At 30.1% G+C, this 19,081-nt stretch carries 17 protein-coding genes, 1 tRNA gene and 1 other annotated feature; of the genes, 5 read left to right on the top strand and 13 right to left on the bottom strand.

Annotation, left to right across the window (positions count from 1 at the left end; all coding sequences use genetic code 11):
- Positions 1 to 14 precede the first annotated feature (14 nt).
- The 4 genes from ABGT36_RS05975 to ABGT36_RS05960 all read right to left on the bottom strand — a co-directional run bounded on the left by ABGT36_RS05975 (position 15) and on the right by ABGT36_RS05960 (position 6,939).
- Entirely contained in the window at positions 15 to 1,355 is a 1,341-nt protein-coding gene (locus ABGT36_RS05975) for an MATE family efflux transporter (RefSeq protein ID WP_087300347.1), read from the bottom strand.
- A 54-nt stretch (positions 1,356 to 1,409) separates the two neighbouring features.
- Positions 1,410 to 2,846, bottom strand: coding sequence for a proline--tRNA ligase (gene proS / locus ABGT36_RS05970; protein ID WP_204215251.1), 1,437 nt, complete (start codon positions 2,844 to 2,846; stop codon positions 1,410 to 1,412).
- A 66-nt stretch (positions 2,847 to 2,912) separates the two neighbouring features.
- Positions 2,913 to 5,945, bottom strand: coding sequence for an AAA family ATPase (locus ABGT36_RS05965; protein ID WP_346677192.1), 3,033 nt, complete (start codon positions 5,943 to 5,945; stop codon positions 2,913 to 2,915).
- Positions 5,935 to 6,939, bottom strand: coding sequence for an exonuclease SbcCD subunit D (locus ABGT36_RS05960; RefSeq protein ID WP_346677190.1), 1,005 nt, complete (start codon positions 6,937 to 6,939; stop codon positions 5,935 to 5,937). Before ABGT36_RS05960 ends, ABGT36_RS05965 begins: the two co-directional genes overlap by 11 nt.
- A gap of 193 nt (positions 6,940 to 7,132) precedes the next feature.
- On the opposite strand from ABGT36_RS05960, the gene ABGT36_RS05955 reads away from it, so the two are divergent.
- Positions 7,133 to 8,701: a DDE-type integrase/transposase/recombinase gene (locus ABGT36_RS05955; protein WP_346676437.1), complete on the top strand. Its 1,569-nt coding sequence runs from the start codon at positions 7,133 to 7,135 to the stop codon at positions 8,699 to 8,701.
- Positions 8,702 to 8,891: 190 nt separating this feature from the next.
- On the opposite strand, the gene ABGT36_RS05950 is transcribed toward ABGT36_RS05955, so the two are convergent.
- From ABGT36_RS05950 to aroF, 8 genes are all read right to left on the bottom strand, one after another.
- Positions 8,892 to 9,029, bottom strand: a complete 138-nt coding sequence (locus ABGT36_RS05950) for a hypothetical protein (RefSeq protein ID WP_346677189.1) — start codon at positions 9,027 to 9,029, stop codon at positions 8,892 to 8,894.
- A 12-nt stretch (positions 9,030 to 9,041) separates the two neighbouring features.
- On the bottom strand, positions 9,042 to 9,446 hold the full coding sequence (locus ABGT36_RS05945; protein WP_087373100.1) for a GNAT family N-acetyltransferase: 405 nt from the start codon (positions 9,444 to 9,446) through the stop codon (positions 9,042 to 9,044).
- Positions 9,447 to 9,582: 136 nt separating this feature from the next.
- Positions 9,583 to 10,077 (bottom strand): shikimate kinase, encoded by a 495-nt coding sequence (locus tag ABGT36_RS05940; protein ID WP_087373097.1) that lies wholly within the window; start codon positions 10,075 to 10,077, stop codon positions 9,583 to 9,585.
- Positions 10,078 to 10,086: 9 nt separating this feature from the next.
- On the bottom strand, positions 10,087 to 11,205 hold the full coding sequence (gene pheA, locus ABGT36_RS05935; RefSeq protein WP_346677187.1) for a prephenate dehydratase: 1,119 nt from the start codon (positions 11,203 to 11,205) through the stop codon (positions 10,087 to 10,089).
- Positions 11,206 to 11,208: 3 nt separating this feature from the next.
- On the bottom strand, positions 11,209 to 12,279 hold the full coding sequence (aroC, locus tag ABGT36_RS05930) for a chorismate synthase (RefSeq protein WP_087299245.1): 1,071 nt from the start codon (positions 12,277 to 12,279) through the stop codon (positions 11,209 to 11,211).
- A complete protein-coding gene (aroA, locus tag ABGT36_RS05925; RefSeq protein ID WP_087299247.1) occupies positions 12,257 to 13,537 on the bottom strand; it encodes a 3-phosphoshikimate 1-carboxyvinyltransferase in 1,281 nt (426 codons plus the stop codon). The genes aroC and aroA overlap by 23 nt, the downstream gene beginning before the upstream one ends.
- A 1-nt stretch (position 13,538) precedes the next feature.
- The gene (aroB, locus tag ABGT36_RS05920; protein WP_308698089.1) at positions 13,539 to 14,597 is read right to left on the bottom strand and encodes a 3-dehydroquinate synthase; all 1,059 of its coding nucleotides are present in this window, start codon (positions 14,595 to 14,597) and stop codon (positions 13,539 to 13,541) included.
- A gap of 61 nt (positions 14,598 to 14,658) precedes the next feature.
- Positions 14,659 to 15,675, bottom strand: a complete 1,017-nt coding sequence (gene aroF / locus ABGT36_RS05915; RefSeq protein WP_300079643.1) for a 3-deoxy-7-phosphoheptulonate synthase — start codon at positions 15,673 to 15,675, stop codon at positions 14,659 to 14,661.
- A gap of 56 nt (positions 15,676 to 15,731) precedes the next feature.
- Positions 15,732 to 15,980, bottom strand: a binding site (T-box leader).
- Positions 15,981 to 16,138: 158 nt separating this feature from the next.
- Between aroF and ABGT36_RS05910 the strand changes: the two genes are divergently transcribed.
- On the top strand, positions 16,139 to 16,552 hold the full coding sequence (locus ABGT36_RS05910; RefSeq protein WP_087372049.1) for a helix-turn-helix domain-containing protein: 414 nt from the start codon (positions 16,139 to 16,141) through the stop codon (positions 16,550 to 16,552).
- An 83-nt stretch (positions 16,553 to 16,635) separates the two neighbouring features.
- Here the strand turns inward: ABGT36_RS05910 and ABGT36_RS05905 are convergent.
- A tRNA-Leu gene (locus tag ABGT36_RS05905) sits at positions 16,636 to 16,722 on the bottom strand.
- 304 nt (positions 16,723 to 17,026) lie between these two features.
- Here ABGT36_RS05905 and ABGT36_RS05900 point away from each other — a divergent pair.
- From ABGT36_RS05900 to ABGT36_RS05890, 3 genes are all read left to right on the top strand, one after another.
- A complete protein-coding gene (locus tag ABGT36_RS05900; RefSeq protein WP_087303076.1) occupies positions 17,027 to 17,236 on the top strand; it encodes a hypothetical protein in 210 nt (69 codons plus the stop codon).
- Between the two features lie 65 nt (positions 17,237 to 17,301).
- Positions 17,302 to 18,624: an RsmF rRNA methyltransferase first C-terminal domain-containing protein gene (locus ABGT36_RS05895; RefSeq protein WP_296881650.1), complete on the top strand. Its 1,323-nt coding sequence runs from the start codon at positions 17,302 to 17,304 to the stop codon at positions 18,622 to 18,624.
- Entirely contained in the window at positions 18,621 to 19,076 is a 456-nt protein-coding gene (locus tag ABGT36_RS05890) for an HD domain-containing protein (protein WP_300079666.1), read from the top strand. Before ABGT36_RS05895 ends, ABGT36_RS05890 begins: the two co-directional genes overlap by 4 nt.
- Positions 19,077 to 19,081 lie beyond the last annotated feature (5 nt).

The following is a 19,081-nucleotide window of genomic DNA, read 5'->3' as shown; positions in this document are numbered from 1 at the left end:
AAGAAAACGTTTTACTAATTAATTTTAATTTTCCTGATTGATTTAATAAATAAGAAAATTGTGATTAAAAACGCAGTTAAATCAGCAATTGGAACAGCGATAAAAATACCATCAAGACCAATTAATGATGACAAAATCAAAATCATTGGAATTAAAACAATTACTTGTCTTAACAAATTCAAAACACTAGCAACTTTAATTTTACCAATACATTGAAAATAATTTGCACTCATGATCTGAGCCCCTAATAATGGTAAACAAATAAACCAGATTCTTATTGCCCTAGTACCTAATTCAACTACTTCTGGTTCGTTATTAAACATTAAAATAATTGTTTTAGGAAATAATTCAACTGCTAAAAAGCCAAGTAAAGCAATAATTGTTCCCCCAATTATTGAATACTTTAAAGTCTCTTTAACGCGATCAATTTTTTGAGCACCATAATTATAACTTATTAAAGGCTGTTGTCCTTGCATTAAACCAGTCAAAGGCATTTGACAAATTGTTTGGAAACTTGTAATTATTCCAACAGCTGAAATAGCAACATCGCCACCATATGTACCTAAACTACTATTCAAAATAAAATTCAAAACACTATTTGCCATTTGCATCAAAAAGGCTGGTATTCCTGTTCTAATAATATCTAAAGCAAAGCTAATTCTTATTTTAATATGTTGAAGATCTAATTTAATCAATGAGCGATTTGAACATAGATAACATAGCTGCCATATCATACTTAAGAATTGTCCACCAATTGTAGCTAAGGCTGCTCCTTGCATTCCCATATTAAATTTAATAATTAATATATAATCAAAAACAATATTAAAACCAGCTCCTATTAACTGAGAAATCATCGCATTTTTAGGATTCCCCTGTGCTCTGGAAAAATTATTACCACACATTGTAACACATTGAAAAACTGCCCCATATAATACTATTGATAAATAATCTCTAGCATATGGTAATACCCTGTCACTTGACCCTAGCATAACTAACAATGAATTAACAAAAAGATTACCAAAAACCATAAAGATCAAACCAAAAATAACCGTTAAAATAATCGCATTCCCTTGATAAATTGCTGCTTCTTTATGCTTTTTTTGTCCTAAAGCAATACTAAAACGAGTAGCGCCACCAACTCCGACCATTAACGAAATTGCCATTAAAACCAAAGTAACCGGATAACTAATTGTTATTCCTGCAATTCCGATTGCACCTAATCCTGGTGCATTTCCAATAAAAATACGATCTACAACGTTATAAATCGCATTAACTAGCATCCCAATAATAGCCGGTATACTAAATTCTACTAATAACGGTAATATTTTTTTACTTCCCATTCTTTCATCATTCATTATTTTTACTCCTTTCTACCCTTTCCTTAAAAAAAGATACGATTAAATCGTATCTTAATATGACTTAGCAAAATAAACAACTTTTTTAGCTGGTTTTCCACATACTGGACAAACATCACTAAATGCTTCTTCGTCTTCTTTAATACAACGACTAGTAGCAGTAGTATCAGCTTTAATTTTATTTTCGCATTCTTCATCACCACACCACATGATTTTTACATATCCGCCTTTAGTAGCAATAATATCTTTGAATTGATCATATGTTGTAGCTTGTCTAATATTTTCATCACGATGTTTCAATGCCTTTTGATACATTTCATCATGAATAGTATCTAACAATTTATTAATTGTATCAGGTAATGTTTCATCTAATGAATAAGTATTTTTAGTTCCATCGTTTCTTTTAGCAATAACGCAAGCATTATTTTCAATATCACGAGGTCCAATTTCAATTCTCAATGGAATACCACGCATCTCAGCATCCGAGAACTTCCATCCAGGTGTTTTATCACTAGCATCAACTTTAGCACGAATACCTGCTGCTTTTAATTGTTCCATAACTTCGTTAGCTTTATCAAGAACACCAGGTTTTTGTTGTTGAATTGGAATGATCATTACTTGAATAGGAGCAACTCTTGGTGGTAAAACTAAACCATTGTTATCACCATGAACCATGATAATCGCTCCAATCAAACGTGTTGAAACACCCCATGATGTTTGGTAAACATATTCTAATTTATTTTCTTTTGATAAAAATTTCATATCAAATGCTTTTGCAAAACCTTGTCCAAAATAGTGACTTGTTCCTGATTGTAAAGCTTTACCATCATGCATTAAAGCTTCAATTGTATATGTTGCTTCAGCACCAGCAAATTTTTCTTTTTCAGTTTTACGACCAGTAACCATTGGAATTGCTAATAATTCACGAGCAGTGTCTTCGTAAATCTTTAACATTTGTAATGTTTCTGCCCAAGCTTCTTCTTTAGTAGCATGAACAGTATGTCCTTCTTGCCATAAAAATTCAGCCCCTCTTAAAAATGGTCTAGTTGTTTTCTCCCAACGAACAACAGAACACCATTGATTATATAACTTAGGTAAATCACGATAAGAATTTACAATTTTAGCATAATGTTCGCAAAAAAGTGTTTCAGAAGTTGGACGAATTAATAAATTTTCTTCAAGAGTATCTAAACCACCTTTTGTAACAGTTGCACACTCAGGAGCAAACCCTTCAACATGATCTGATTCCTTTTGTAATAATGATTGGGGAATTAATAGCGGCATATATACATTTTCATGCCCTGTTTCTTTGAATTTTTTATCCATATATTGCTGGATCATTTCCCACATTGCATAGCTATAAGGACGATAAATAATAAATCCTTTAATACTGCTATAATCCATTAATTCCGCTTTTTTACAAACATCAGTATACCACTGCGCGAAATCATCTTCCATTGCTGTTATCGCTTCATTTTTTTTATTAGCCATCATTTCTCCTCATTTCATTATAATCTTTCCCTATTTTACTATTAAAAGCTATAATATGCAAGATAGTTATTCAATTGATATTTTTGTTTGCTTATTTATTCTTGTAAGAACTATTTTTTGATCAATTCGTTCTTTTAATTCACTAACATGTGAAATAATGCCAATTAGTTTACCATCTTGTTGCAAATCTATTAAACAATTAATTGCCTGATCCAAAGACTGGCTGTCTAAAGAACCAAAACCTTCATCAATAAACAACGTATTTAACTCAATACCACCAGCATAATCCTGAATCATTTTAGAAAGCCCTAATGCTAGTGATAATGCTGCTTTAAACGATTCTCCGCCAGATAATGTTTTAACATCACGAATCATACCACTTTCCATATCTAAGACATCTAAATCTAAACCTTGCTTACCAGCACCCTTACTTCGATTATCACGACGATATAATTGATAACGGCCTTGAGACATCCTTTTAAGTAAAACATTGGCATATACTAAAATATTTTCAAAATAAGCCGCTAACACATAACGCTCAAAAGAAATACGATATTGATTTTTACCAGAAGCAACCTCGCTTAAATCTAAATAACACTTATATTTATCATAACTTTTGCTTAACTTTTTATCGATTGTATTAATATCATTTACTGTCTTTTTAATTGTTAAAAACTGCGCCTGATTAATGTTTAATTGTTTAGCCTTGGCATCTAACTCTTCTTTTAGAATTTTAACATCTTTTTCATATTCTAAAAGATCAGTTTTATTTTGATTAGTTAATTCTTTTTCTAATTGCATAATCTGCTTTTCTAATGTTTCTCTAGAAACTAAATAATTTTGATACTTATTTTCCAATATTTCTAAATTATCAATATCTTTTAAAGCTGATAAAAACATCTCTTCATTTTCAAATAATTGTTTTAATTTAGTTTGATATTCAGGAAAATATTTTTGATAGTTATTATTTTGTTCATCAATTTGTTTTTTTAATGATTCTTGTTTCGAATTAAGCTTTATTGTTACTTCTTTAATTTGTTGATAGTTTTGTTCGGTTTGAGTAATTAAATTAGTTAATGACGTTATTTTATCTTGCTTTACTTTTATGGTTTTAGCAATCTGTGAATCATCAAAATCTTTTAAATCATCATTTTGACTGTTTCGACCAATTAACTGATTTATTTTTGCTTGATATTCTTGAATTAAAAGATTATTTTTATCAACTGTTTTACTTAATTGTCCAACATCATTTTGGTATTTTTCGACACTAACTTTCAGTTTTTTTAAATAACTTATTTCTTCACTTATTTCTTTAGCATTTTTTAATAAATGACGCTCTTTAATATTAACTGACCCCAATACTTTAATAAAAACTTCTTTCCCTAGTTCATCATCAATACCTAATCTTTTAGCATCTTCATCTAAATGCTTTTTCATTAATTCAGTTTCTTTTTGTTTTAACATCAGTTCATTAAAAATTTCATTTCGTCTTTCACTAAAATGATCAAACTTCTGTTTTGCCCTTTTTAAATCATCATGATCGACAATTTCAAAATCTATACTAGCTGGATGGGGATGCTTTAATGAACCGCAAACAGGACATGGCTGATTATCTTGTAACTGGCTAGCTAAAATACCTGCCTGACTGATTCGATAACGATGTTCAATATCATCGTAAACTTTCTTTTCATACTGATAATCTTTTTCAATATCTTGATATTGTTCACGAAGTTCACAACAACTATAATCACTTAAAACATAATTATCATACTCACTATTTAAAGTATGGATTTCTAATTTATGCTGATGAATTTTTTCATATTCCTGGTTTGTTAATTCATACTTACTTTTTAATGAATCCAAGCGACTTATAGTTAATGTATCTTTTTCAATTAATTTATTATATTTAGCTAATTTATTTTCTAATTCAATGTTTTTGTCTTTTAAAAGCTGCCATTTTTTTTCAACCATTTCTTTTTCCAAAATATCCTTTTGATATTCAGTAAAACGTTTTTTTGTTTCCAACAACTTTTCATATTCAATTTGTTCATTTGCTAATTGATTACGATAATTAGGAATCTGTTGATATTTTTCTAATTGCGTATTCAAAACACTTTGTTTATTTGATAATTCTTTTTGTAAATCATCTAATTGTATCGTTAATTTATCAAGATTTATTTTAGTATTTTTTACTTGATTATAGCTATTTTGTAATTTAGTAGCTTTTTTTAATTTTGTAATTGTTTCTTTTAATGAATTATACTCAACTTTTTGTTTTTCAATTTTTTCAAATTTATTTTTTAACTGTTCTAATTGTTCAAATCGTTGATTTATCAAACGATAAAGATTCAATTCCTGATTCTTTTTATTATACTCATTTTGTACTTGGCGATATTGCTTTTCCTCTTTAGTAATTTTATCTTGATACTCTTTGATATACTCTTCTAAATTAATTTCATTATTTTCTAAATTTAAATTTTGATATAAAAGATTACGCTGATTAAATAATAAATCATATTTACTTTTATATTCCCGCACTTCATCTTTTAAGCGTTCTTGTAATAAACCTAAATTATCTGTTTTAAATAAATTTCTTAATACCTTTTCTCTATCTTCACTAGTTGCATAAATCAGTCTAGTAAATTCACCTTGAGCAATCATTACAATCTGTTTAAATTGCTTATCATCAATACCTAACAATTCTTTGATCTTTAAATTTACTTCCTTAACCCCTTCAATCATTTTGCCATCAGGCATTGTCAAAATTGCACTAGGCATTTTTGGAGTTTTACGATTAGTTAAATAATATTTAGGAGAACGTCTAACTTTGTAGTTTGCTTGATGTAAAACAAATTCTAATTCTACATATGTTGGAGTGTCATTACTAGCTAGATCGCTACGAAATTGTTCGCTACTACGTTCACTACCACTTGAAACACCATATAATGCAAACATAATAGCATCAAAAATCATAGTTTTACCAGCTCCGGTAGGACCTGTGATTAAAAAAAGACCATTATTAATAAAATTTTCAAAATCAATATTAACAGTCTGTAAATATGGCCCAAATGCTGACATTGTTAATTTTTTAGGCAGCATTATCATCACCTCCAAGCAAAATTTCTGTTACAATTTTTTTACCCTCATCACTTAATTGTTCGCCTTTTATTTTATTATAAAACTGCTCAAACAATTCTACGGGATTTAATTTTTCAAATCCACTATCAGCTTTAGTCAAATTATGTTCATCCTGTTCATTTACTAAAGATGGATAAGTTATTTGTAGAACATTTAAAAATTTAGATCTTAAATAATCGATGGCATTTGGAATCAATGATTTATCTAATAATTCAATCGCAATAAAATCTAGATTATTACCTGGATAAGTATCAGCCATCAATTCATCAAAATAGCCACTGATTTTGATTAGATTTTGTTTAGGCTTAAGACTAATTAATTGATAAGATACATTTTTATTGCTGATTTCAACATCAACAATACTTTTACTTTGATTAACTTCATCAAATGAATAAGCTATTAAACTACCACTATAACGAATTGCTTCTTTAGAAATTTTTTGTGGTGCATGAAGATGTCCTAAAGCAACATAATCAAATTGCTTAACTAAATTAACATCAATAATTTCTGTTCCACCTACATTTAAAATAGCTTCACTATCACTTCTAATATTATCTTGATTACCGGCAATAAATTGATGCGTAACTAAAACATTGGTTTTAGAATAATCTATATTTTGATTTTTTAAATAACATGCAAAAGCATCCTGATATGTAGTAATTTTTTCATCTTTAAATAAATAACGAATATAAGAAGGTTTAAAAAAAGGCAGTAAATAAAAATTCACTCCATCTATTGTAACAGGTTTTAATTCTTTAGGCGGGTAAGCTTCAATATATAACCCTTCTTGTTTTAATAATCCACTAGCAAATTGCAAGCGACTTGCACTGTCATGATTACCAGCAATCATCAACACTTTTTTATGATGTTTTAAAATCACTTTAGTTAAAAAATCATTTAAGACATCAACTGCTTCATTACTTGGGATACTACGATCATAAATATCACCTGCCATGATCAATGGTAGTGTCAAAAATCGGTTAAGCGATACAAATACACTCCTATATCAATTTGTATATATAAACAGTAAAAATGATCACTGATTATATCTTTTTGATCATCTTTTTTACGATTTTACTAAAAAAGATGAAGATTCCGTGCTATACTTGTTTTCTCCACAAAAACTACGAAAGGACGGTTTCTTCATCATGGAAAGTATAACACAAATTTTACAATCTATAAATTCTTTTTCTAAACAATCTTTTAAATTCTCTCAATTTATCGAACCTTTGCTTCTCCTTAAGAAGCTTCCTTCTGATATCTCTTATGAATTGAACAATGATGACTTTATCTTTAATCTTCAGCAGGCTTTTAAACATATCGACTGGCTGAATGATTATTTTAAAAATAATATCAATAATCTTCTTATAAAGGAAGTAAGCAAACTTAAAAATCATAAATCTAAGGATACTACTATCCCTTATGCTGATTTTACTGTCGATAAACCTCCGCTGTTTAAAAAGAATCTACCTGTTCAGCTCGATTTCCTGTCTATTTTGAACGATTCTTTTAACAGTGGCAATCCTTTAAAACCGGTCAAACGCAGAAATCCCGATTCTTTTTCTTTTATGGGCGTTTGTCCTTTTTGTGGCGCTCCAAAAGAATATATCTATGACAATAACAGCGGTAAAGGCCAGTTCCAGTGCAAAGCCTGTAAAAATACCTTTACTATTAAAACTTCTCCTTCAGGTGCATCCGGGATTTACTGCCCTTACTGTAATACTAAGCTTGTCTTAAAACATGACCGCAAAGGTTTTCTTGTTTTTGCATGTTCCAGCAAAAAATGCGAACATTACAAAGCCAACAAAAAACTTTTAAGCGAAGGTAAGGCTGAACACCTGAAAACATCCAGCGGCCAGTATCTTCTTCACTATCATTACCGTGAATTCAAGTTCGATCTGGAAACTTTACGCAAGGTCGATGATACTGTTTCCGGTCCTGTTAATTTATCACGTATCCATTATGATCAGAAAGTTCTGGGCCTTGTTTTGACCTATTATGTCAACTATGGGCTGTCTTCCAGAAAAACTGCTTTGATCCTTAAACAGGTCCATGGTTTGCGTATTTCCCATCAGACTGTCATTAATTATGCCGGTTCTGTTTCTGCTGTCATAAAACCGCTTATCGATAAATATCCTTATAAAATCGGTAATACCCTTTCCGGTGATGAAACATATATCAAGGTCAGAGGCAAAGATAACTATGTTTTCTTCTGGTCCGACCCTGTAAATAAGATCATCACTTCCTATAAGATATATCCGGTTAGAGATACGCTATGTGCATGTCGGTCAATAAACGACTGTCTCAGCAAATATCAGAAAATACCCGATGACCTGACTTTGATTACAGATGGCAATCCTATTTATAATGCAGCTCAGGTTTTCTTTGAAATAAACGATATTTATTTTGATCTGCATCAGGTAATTGGTGTTAAAAACAAAGATGAAGAGTCCAAGAAATATCGTCCTTTCAAACAGATCGAAGAACGTCTTAATAGAACATACAAACAGAATTACTACGGTACAAATGGTTATGACAGACTCGAATGCGCCAACAGTTATATGGTTCTGTTTGTATGCTTCTTTAATTTTCTAAGACAGCATTCATCATTAGACTTTAAAACACCTGTAGATGATGAGCTTTTTGATGATTCGATGCTTATGCCGGAACGATGGTTAAAACTGATTGAATTAAGTTCACAATATCACATTAATTAGCATTGTTTAAAAATTACTGTGAGACCCGATACCCTCATTGCGCCCTTTTTTAGGGCTTTTTTTATCATTTTTCCAGTCTTACGATTTACGATTTTTCAAAACTGGATTTTACTCTTTTTATTTTTGCGGATTCGTGTAAAAAAGTACAAAAATTTTCAGTTCGATATTAATTTTTCATAAATTCTTTACACTACCTGATCAATACATCAATATCATTATCAACTAAATAATTGCATACCTGATCTAATAAATCTACTTGAATATCTAACAAGCTTTGCTGGTAAAGCCATTTGCCAAGATGAATATCTCCGATATGAACAAATCTCATTTTTATACTCCTTTATAATTCTATTATATAAATTTCTTTAACTCTTTCATCATCCCTGAAATCTTTTTGATATTCTGGTGGTATCGTTTTTGTTTCAAGATATTTAGCGTTTAATTTTTTTATCGTTTTTTTAGAAGCAATATTATCAGGTGAACAGGTAATTACTAACTGTTCAAAGCCTAATCTTTTAGCTATCTTTTTTAGTTTTATTACTGCCTGATAGGCATAATTATGACCACGATATTGCGGCTCTACACTATAACCAATATGCCCATCATAATAACGCTGCTCAATTGTTCCTTCACGTAAAACAATTTTTCCAACTTCTTCATTATTTACCTGAATTATAAATATATAATATGGTTTCCAGCCTTTAGGTAAATCTTTATCGACATATGCTTGTTTAATTAATTCCATTTCTCTCACCTAAGCTAAATTATAGCATAAATATAAATCATATCGAGACAAAGAATAAAAAATACAGGTATAAGTGAAATGAACACCATTATTTGCATGTCCAAATAACGAAATCCATTTCAACATCCTGTATTTATTAATTATCATTAATTATTGAAATAATATTATTAACAATGTTTTCTAAACTGCTATCATTAATCAAATGATAATCACAAGCATCTAAATATAACTGGTGTCTTTGTTTATCAAGATCATAAAGTTTTTGTGGTCCTTCTTGTAATAATGGTCGTGAAGCAACATGAACATCTTCGATAATATTATCAATAGGACGATCAATATAGAAAACAATTCCATTTTTCTTCAAATAATCAATATTTTCTTTTTTTAAAATAACTCCACCACCAGTAGAAATTATATGGTCTTGAATATCAGCCAGATCTTTACAACATGCTGTTTCATTTTGACGAAAATAATCTTCGCTGATTGCAAACATCTCATTAATTGATTGATTATATTTTTCAACAATATATTCATCAATATCAATAACCGGACGCTGTAATTTTTCAGCTAATAATTTAGAAATAGTAGTCTTACCACAACCCATGATACCAATTAATACAATATTTTTCATTTTAACCCCCTATGCATGTTGATAATTTCCAATTACTCGTAGTGTTAAACATTTAGTTTTCATTTGTTCAAGTGCCAGTTTAACATTATCATCATGCAAACTGCCTTCAAAATCAATATAAAAATAATATTGCCAGCGTTTATCTTTTATTGGGCGCGATTCTATTCTTGATAAATTAATATGATGGTCTCTGATTGTTTTTAAAACACTATGTAAACTTCCAACTTGATGTTCTAAAGTAAAAACAATACTAACACGATCAGTTTGTTCATGATCTTCTAAATGTTTACCGATAATAATAAACCTTGTATTATTACTTTGTTCATTATGAATATTTTCTTGAATTATATCTAAATTATATAATTTAGCAGCAATTTTTGAAGCAATTGCTCCTTTAGTTTTGTCATTACTTTCACTGACAAATTTAGCTGCTGCTGCTGTATTTGAATAATCATGAACAGCTATATTTTGATGAGCTCGTAAATAATTAGACGATTGCATAATTCCTTGAGGATGGCTATAAACATCTTTAATATCTTCAATTTTTGCACCTTTTAATCCAAGCAAATGCTGAGTAATATCAACGCTATGTTCGCCAACAATATAAAAATCATAATCACGAACTAAATCATAGTTATCATTAATAGCCCCGGTTGATGAATTTTCTAAAGGTACGATACCATAATCAATTTCATCATTTTTCAAAGCTTCATAGACATCTTTAAAATTAACATAATTAATATTATTAACATCACCAAAATACTCAAGCATCGCCTGATGAGCAAAAGCCCCAGGTACTCCTGCATATCCTACTTTTACATTTTCATGTTTTCGACAAGCTAGATGATAAGCATCTTTTAAAGGAATGAAAGTAGCCTGATAACTTTTTCCAATATCCATGATGTCTTGAACAAATTTTTTAACATACTCTTTTAATTCACTATTTTCAATTCGAGCCGCATTTTTTTCAATTACTTCATGTTCACGTTGTGGCTGGAAAATTTCCATATCATGCGCTAACTTATAGGTTACTACTTCTTTACTTAACGACATCCGTTTTTCAAAAAGTTTTATTAATTGTTTATCTATTTCATCAATTTCTTGTCGACACTGTTTTAAATCTTTCATAATCTACCTCACCAAATCTAACATTGCTAATGCAGCCATCGCTTCAACTACAACTGTTGCTCTAAAAACAATACAAGGGTCATGGCGTCCTTTAATAGCAAGGGTAGTATTTTCCTGATGTTTTACATCAATAGTTTTTTGCTCTTTTCCAATTGATGGTGTTGGCTTGATTCCTACAGTAAAAACAATTGGCATACCATTAGAAATACCACCAGTAATACCACCATTATTATTAGAAGTAGTTTTTACTTTTCCCTCTTTATCATAATAATAACAATCATTAGCTTCACTACCATATAATTCACTGATTTTATCATTACCAAAAGCAACTGATTTTACCGCTGGAATAGAAAATAATAAACTTGATAAATGACTTTCAATCGAATCAAAAAATGGTTCCCCAAAACCAGGTTCTAATCCAACTATTGCACATTCAATTTTTCCCCCAACTGAATCTAAATTCATTCGAGCTTGATCAACTGTTTCAACAAACTGATCATAAATTTCCTGATTAATTACTGGATAATGCTGCTTGCTAAGATAATTTAATGTATCTAATGATAATCTTTGATCAAAATTTTCATCATATATATTTTTAATACTTAAAATATGTGCCCCAATATAAATCCCTTTTTGCATTAAAATCTGCTTTGCAATAGCACCAGCAAAAACAATCGGCGCAGTAATTCGACCTGAAAAATGGCCGCCACCTCGAACATCATTAAAACCTTTATACTTAACAAATGCTGGATAATCACTATGACCAGGACGCATTTTTTCTTTCAATAATGAATAATCTTTAGAATGCTGATCACTGTTATAAATCATCCCGCAAAGAGGTGCCCCAGTTGTAATTCCATCTTGAATACCGCTAATAATTTCTACCTGATCAGCTTCTTTACGGCTCGTTGACATTTTATCCTGCCCTGGCGCACGGCGTTTCATTTCCTTTGCTACAGCATCAAAATCAATTTTAATACCACTTGGCAAATTTCCAAGAACAATTCCGATTGCTTTTCCATGTGATTCACCAAAAATTGTAATTTCAATATTATTTTTCCATGTCGATGACATCAATAATTCCTCCTAATGATTGATAGTCTTGCCAAAAACTTGGATACGACTTTTCAACGCATTCCATATTATCTAAAATAATTGGTCTATTACAGCGAGTAACGGCGATAGCTAGCATCATAGCAATTCGATGATCAGCAAAACTTTTACAATTACCACCATCAAATTCTTTTACGCCATTTATAATCATTCCCTCATCTAGTTCTTGAACTTTACCACCAATCTGATTAATTTGGGTAGTTGTTGCAACAATTCGATCACATTCTTTAATTCGTAATCTTCTTGCATTAACCACTTCACTTTTACCATTAGCTAAAGCCAAAGCAACACTTAAAACTGGAATGACATCAGGACATTGACTAGCATCAACCTTTATAGCACTTAAATTATCGCTAATAACTTTAATACCGTCACTTACAACATCAATCTTAGCTCCCATAGCCGCTAAATAATCTAATATCATTTTATCGCCCTGTAAAGAATCTAAATTTAAATCTGTCAAAACTACATCATTACCAATCGCACCAGCAACCAGGAAAAATGCTGCCTGAGAAAAATCAGCCTCAACGCGATAATTATGCGGATAATATTTTTGATTGCCAGGAATTTCAAATTTTTGATAATCATGATTTATTACTTTTATTCCGTATTGATTTAAAATCTGTAAAGTTAAATCAATATAGCCTTTAGATTCTAATGGTGATGTAATTTTTATTGTTGAATCACCATCTAAAAGCGGTAAAGCAAATAATAATCCTGTAATAAATTGTGATGAAATATTACCAGGTATTTTAAAACAATCTGGCTTTAATTTTCCATTGATATATAAATCTAAAATATCTTGTTTATATAAATAACCTATATTTTGTTCATCAAAAATTTCATAATAAGTATCTAATGGTCTTTTTCCTAAATTACCACGACCTGTAAAATGAACTTTATTGGAACAAACAATAGAAATAGGTACCATAAATCTTAAAGTAGACCCTGATTCTTCACAGTCGATCTCACAATTTTGTTTAGTATAAGTAGTAGTTCCATCAATAATTAAATAATCATCATATTGTTCAATTGTAGTTCCTAAAGATACCATTGCTTTGATTGTTGCTTGAATATCCTTTGAATATTCAATATTATCAATTCGACTAATTCCCTTAGCCAAACTAGCTGCAATTATTGCTCGATGAGCTAATGATTTAGATGGTGGAACCTGAATAGTTCCTGATAATTTAGTTGGTGTTATTTTTACTGCTGTCATTTTATATCCGATCCTTTGCTTTTATTAATGAATAATCACTTTGATAAACATAACTATCACCAATATCTTTTAATAATATCAATGATAATTTTTTATTTATATTTTTCTTATCTAAACTGATTGCATCGATTAATTTTTCAGTTTCCACATTACTAACTACTGGTAAATGATACTTTTGACAAAGTTCTTGTATTTGTAGATGCAATCCTTGTGGTGATAAATTATGTTCTTCAGCAATCTTTGTAAGTTGTACCATTCCAATACTTACTGCTTCGCCATGTGAATATTTTTGATAATGATAATATTGTTCTAAAGCATGACCTAAAGTATGGCCAAAATTTAAGACTAACCGATCACCAAAATCAAATTGATCTTTTTCAACTACATCACGCTTAATATCAACACAACGATATATAATTTGATCAATATCTTGATATAAATCATTAAAATCTTGATAACTATTTAATTTATCAAATAATTTTTTATCTTTAATACAACCGTATTTTATTACTTCAGCCATCCCATCATAAATAAAACGTTCTGGTAAAGTCTTTAAAGTAAGTGGGTCAATTAATACCATTTTGGGGTGATAAAAAGCCCCAACTAAATTTTTTCCCTCTGGTAAATCAACCGCTACTTTACCACCTACTGATGAGTCAACTTGAGCTAATAAAGAAGTAGGAATCTGAACAAATTTTATTCCTCTTAAAAACGTTGCCGCCACAAATCCAGCCAAATCTCCGATGACACCACCACCTAAAGCAATGATTAAATCTGTTCTTGTCAATTTAAAATTCAATAATGCTTTATATAACGATGGTAAGATATCAAACCGTTTTGATTGCTCTCCATGTTCTACTATTACATGGTCAACTAGATAATCTTTACCTAAAAGATCTGTCAATTGTTTACCATAATAGCCATAAACCTGATCATCGGAAATTATCATTATTTTATTGCCTTGAAAAATTTGTTTAATATATTTATCTGCATGATTTAAAATTCCACTTTCAATATAAATTGGATAACTATTTTCTTTTAAAGATACCATTAAATCCATCGTTATAACTCCTTATATAATATTTTGTATGAAAATAAGACTCTTTAACTACTAGCAAAGATTACATTTTTTTACCAACTACAGTAGCAATTTGTGATATCTGTTTTAATAAATTTTCATATTTTTCTGGTCTTAATGATTGTGGTCCATCGCATAATGCTTTTTCTGGATTGTTATGCACTTCTACCATCAATCCATCGGCTCCCGCTGCTATCGCTGCTTTTGCCATTGGTTCTACTAACCACCATTTTCCTCCAGCGTGACTTGGATCGATTACTATTGGTAAATGAGTTAATTTCTTTACTACTGGAATTGCCTGTAAATCTAATGTATTTCTTGTGTAGCTTTCAAATGTTCTGATCCCTCTTTCACATAAGATGACATTTGGATTTCCACTTGCCATTATATATTCTGCTGACATGATCCATTCTTCAAATGTTGCACTCAAGCCTCTTTTTAATAAAATTGGCTTTTTAGTCCCAGCTCCGACTTTTTTCAATAAATCGAAGTTTTGCATATTTCTTGCCCCTATCTGGATCAAATCAACTTTTTCATTGAATTCATCTAAATATGATGCATCCATCAATTCCGAACAGATTGGCAGTCCTGTTTCTTTTTTGGCTGCTACTAAAATATCTAATCCTGATGATCCCATTCCCTGGAATGCATATGGTGAAGTTCTTGGTTTGAAAGCACCACCTCTTAAAATATTAGCTCCTGAAGCTTTGATTGATTTAGCTATTTCAATTACCTGTTCTTCACTTTCAACAGAACATGGTCCAGCAATCAAGGCCAGATTATCACCACCAACTTTGACTCCAGCTACATCGACAATTGTATCTTCAGGATGAAAAGCACGATTAGCTAATTTATATGGTTCAGAAACTCGCATTACATGATCTACTGCTTCATCAACTTCAATTGCTTTAGGATCGATTCTTGTAGTGTCCCCAATAATACCAATAATTGATTGTCCAGTCCCATGTACTACACTGACATTCAAACCTTTATCAGTTACCATTTTAGAAACTTTTTCTACATCATTTTCTGTTGCCGTCATTTTCATTACTATAATCATTTTAAATACCCCTTTTCCTTTTTTCAACTCTGTATATAAATAAAAGCTCTCTTCCTAAAAAGGACGAGAGCTTATGCTTCGTGATACCACCTTCATTTACTGATAGATCACTCCATCAGCCTCATCAAGTACGCCAAAACCTGGTTCATACTCTAACACTTTAACGGGTGTCTCCGGAGAAACCTACTACTAATTCAGTCCTCTACTCCAAGATGAATTCAATATTCACTAATAGACTCTTTTTCACCAGCCAAGAGCTCTCTACGCTACTTTGAATACCTACTATTTCTTTTCACAGTATTTATATCAGATGTTGTTGATAATATTCTATATAATTGCATCTTTAATGTCAATATTTTTTGTAAAAAAATTATCACGGTGAGATATTCAGTCCAAAAAGGTCTTTAATATTTTGGCGGTTTTTAAAGAAATTTTAAGATATAATTTTTTTAAGGAGGGAATTATGGAAACAATTGATATGACATTGATTGGAAAATATTTAAGAAGTATTCGATTAAAGAAAGGCTTATCACAAGCTAAGTTAGAGAAAATTTCAGGAGTATCTGCTTCAACTATTAGTAATATCGAAACTGGTAATCAAGGAGCTGCTTATAATATTTCATTACAAAATATTATAAAAATTGCTCATGCTTTAGATACTAGTTTTATTCAATTGCTTAGTAAATCAGGGTTTTTACTTGCAATTGGCGAAGAATCATTTAAAAGTGATAAATCAGAAATTTATATTACCAATCATGAATTAATTAACATTTTTAATCGTCTTGGTCCAAGTCAACAACAGCATATTGTTGAACTGATTAATGAACAAATAAAATTATCTGACCAGGAAAATCAAAAAAAATTATTACAAAAGTAATAGCATTCTAATAAAAGTATACTAATACTTTTATTAGAAAAATAAAAAAAACCAATACATATAGTATTGGCATTTTATCACCATGGTGCCCAAGGCCGGACTCGAACCGGCACGGCTGTTACACCGGCAGATTTTGAGTCTGCTACGTCTACCAGTTTCATCACTTGGGCAATGTATTTGTTGTCAATCGACAGAAACTATTATATAGAATATTTTTAATAAAAGCAATAGAATTTTAAAAATTAATATTATTTATAATTTTTTATAAATAGCTATAAAATTTTTATTTCATACTCTTAAGATAATGATTTATAAGATGAAAATATGATTTTTTTAATCATTATTTTTGATTATCCTAAATAACAAATAATTTAATAAACATTTTTCTAATTGCTATTGACGAATGATAAAAAATAACGTATCTTAGTATAAAATTAACATGTGGTAAATAATTGGCAAAAGGAAGAAATAATTATGGACTATGAAAAAATTATTGGCGAACTTAATGAAATCACAAATTCATTAGACGCAACAACAGAGACTTTAGTTGGTCTTCAAGAAAACGCAAAACACGAAGATTTTTATAAAAAAATTAATGTTGATCTATATCTTGAAGCACCTATTCAAGAGCTAAGTCGCCTTGCAAATCGATTAGCAGATATTGCATACAAACTAAATAAATAACTTGCAAATAAGACATTGGCCATTAAAAAAACCAATTGTCTTTTTTGCTATAAACGAGGTAAACTATGATTGAATTATTTGAACAACGAATGAAAGAATTATTAAAAGATGATTATAATGCTTTTAAAGACGCTTTAGAAAAAAAGCCAGTAAAAAGCTTTTATCTAAATCCAAAGAAAAAAAATGTAATTGAACACTTAAATCAAAAATACATAACCAGCCACCCTTATATTAAAGATGCCTATTATTATGATTATGAAAATTATCCTTTAGGTAAACATCCATATTTTAACTGTGGTTTATATTACATCCAAGAACCTAGTGCAATGGCAGTTGCAAACTGTCTTGAATTTAATCATGATGATTATGTCTTAGATATGTGTGGTGCTCCAGGGGGTAAAACTTGTTTTGTCGCTAGTAAATTAAGCCAGCAGGGCTTAATGATTGCTAATGATATCAACCCTCTAAGAGCAAGTATCTTATCAGAAAATATTGAACGCTTCGGACTTAGTAATACTATCGTTACTAATTGTGATCCTGTTAAATTAGAAACAAAATTTACGGGTTTTTTTGATAAAATAATTTTAGATGCCCCTTGTTCTGGTGAAGGAATGTTTCGTAAACTAGATCAGGCCATTACAACCTGGTCACCTAAAAAAGTAGTTGAATGTGCCCATATTCAAAGAAATTTAATCAACAGTGCTTATCAGATGCTAAAGGAAAATGGTATTTTAATATATTCAACTTGTACCTATTCTCTTGAAGAAAATGAACAGCAAGTAGATTATATGGTAAATGAGCTCAATATGAAATTATTAGACATAAAAAAACAACCAGGAATGGCTCCAGGATATCAAAATGATCAGGTTGTAAGAATGTATCCCCATTTAAATCAAGGCGAAGGACAATTTATTGCTTTATTGCAAAAGCAAAGTGCTACAAAACAAGCTAAAATCAAAGCTTTAAAACCAAATATCACTAATCAAATGAAACAATTGATCAATAAATTCTATTTAGAAAATTTAAACTGTCCGATGCCTGAATATTTGTATAATTCTAATAATCATATCTATGCAATTTTACCACAATTTCCTGATTTAAAAGGCATCAAAATACTTAGAAACGGCCTTTATTTAGGAGAATGCAAGAAAAATCGTTTTGAACCAAGTCATTCATTAGCTTTATCTTTAAATAAAGATGATGTTAAACGTTATTACAATTATAGTAGTGATAGTATTGAAGTTAATAAATATCTTCATGGTGAAACTTTGGAAGGTTCTAATCAAAAAGGTTATGGTTTAATTTTAGTTGATGGTTATCCACTTAGTTTTTATAAAGAAAGCAACAATCAAATTAAAAATCTATATCCAAAGGGGTTACGAAGATGAATCGCTATGTAATAATAAAAGATGAAGTTTATCAAATTTTAACTACTGATTGTTCTAAAAATAAAAGAAAAGATGGTTTAGATCATTTATTTAGTGTAACTACAATGTGTCAATATTTAGCTAGAATTAATAATCTAGACATTGAAATAGCTGCAATTATTGGAATTCTTCATGATATTGCTACATATAAATTTAATTCCAGCTTCGATCATGCTAATAGAAGTGCTATGATTGCAAATGATATTTTAAAAAAGGAAGGCTTGTTTACTAACGAAGAAATTGCAACTATTGTAACTGCAATTAGAAATCATTCACATAAAGAAAGAATTGATGATCCATACAGTGAGTTAATCAAAGATGCTGATACATTAGTTTTATATCTTAGTGATAGCCAGGCCATTTTAAGCAATGAAAAACAAGCTCGAATCAATCGACTTTTAGGGGACAAATAATTGTC

Source organism: Erysipelatoclostridium sp. An173 (genome assembly GCF_963931465.1).
GTDB lineage: Bacteria > Bacillota_I > Bacilli_A > Erysipelotrichales > Coprobacillaceae > Thomasclavelia > Thomasclavelia merdavium.
Note: the sequence above shows the minus strand (reverse complement) of the source record. Positions and strands in the feature narration are given on the sequence as shown.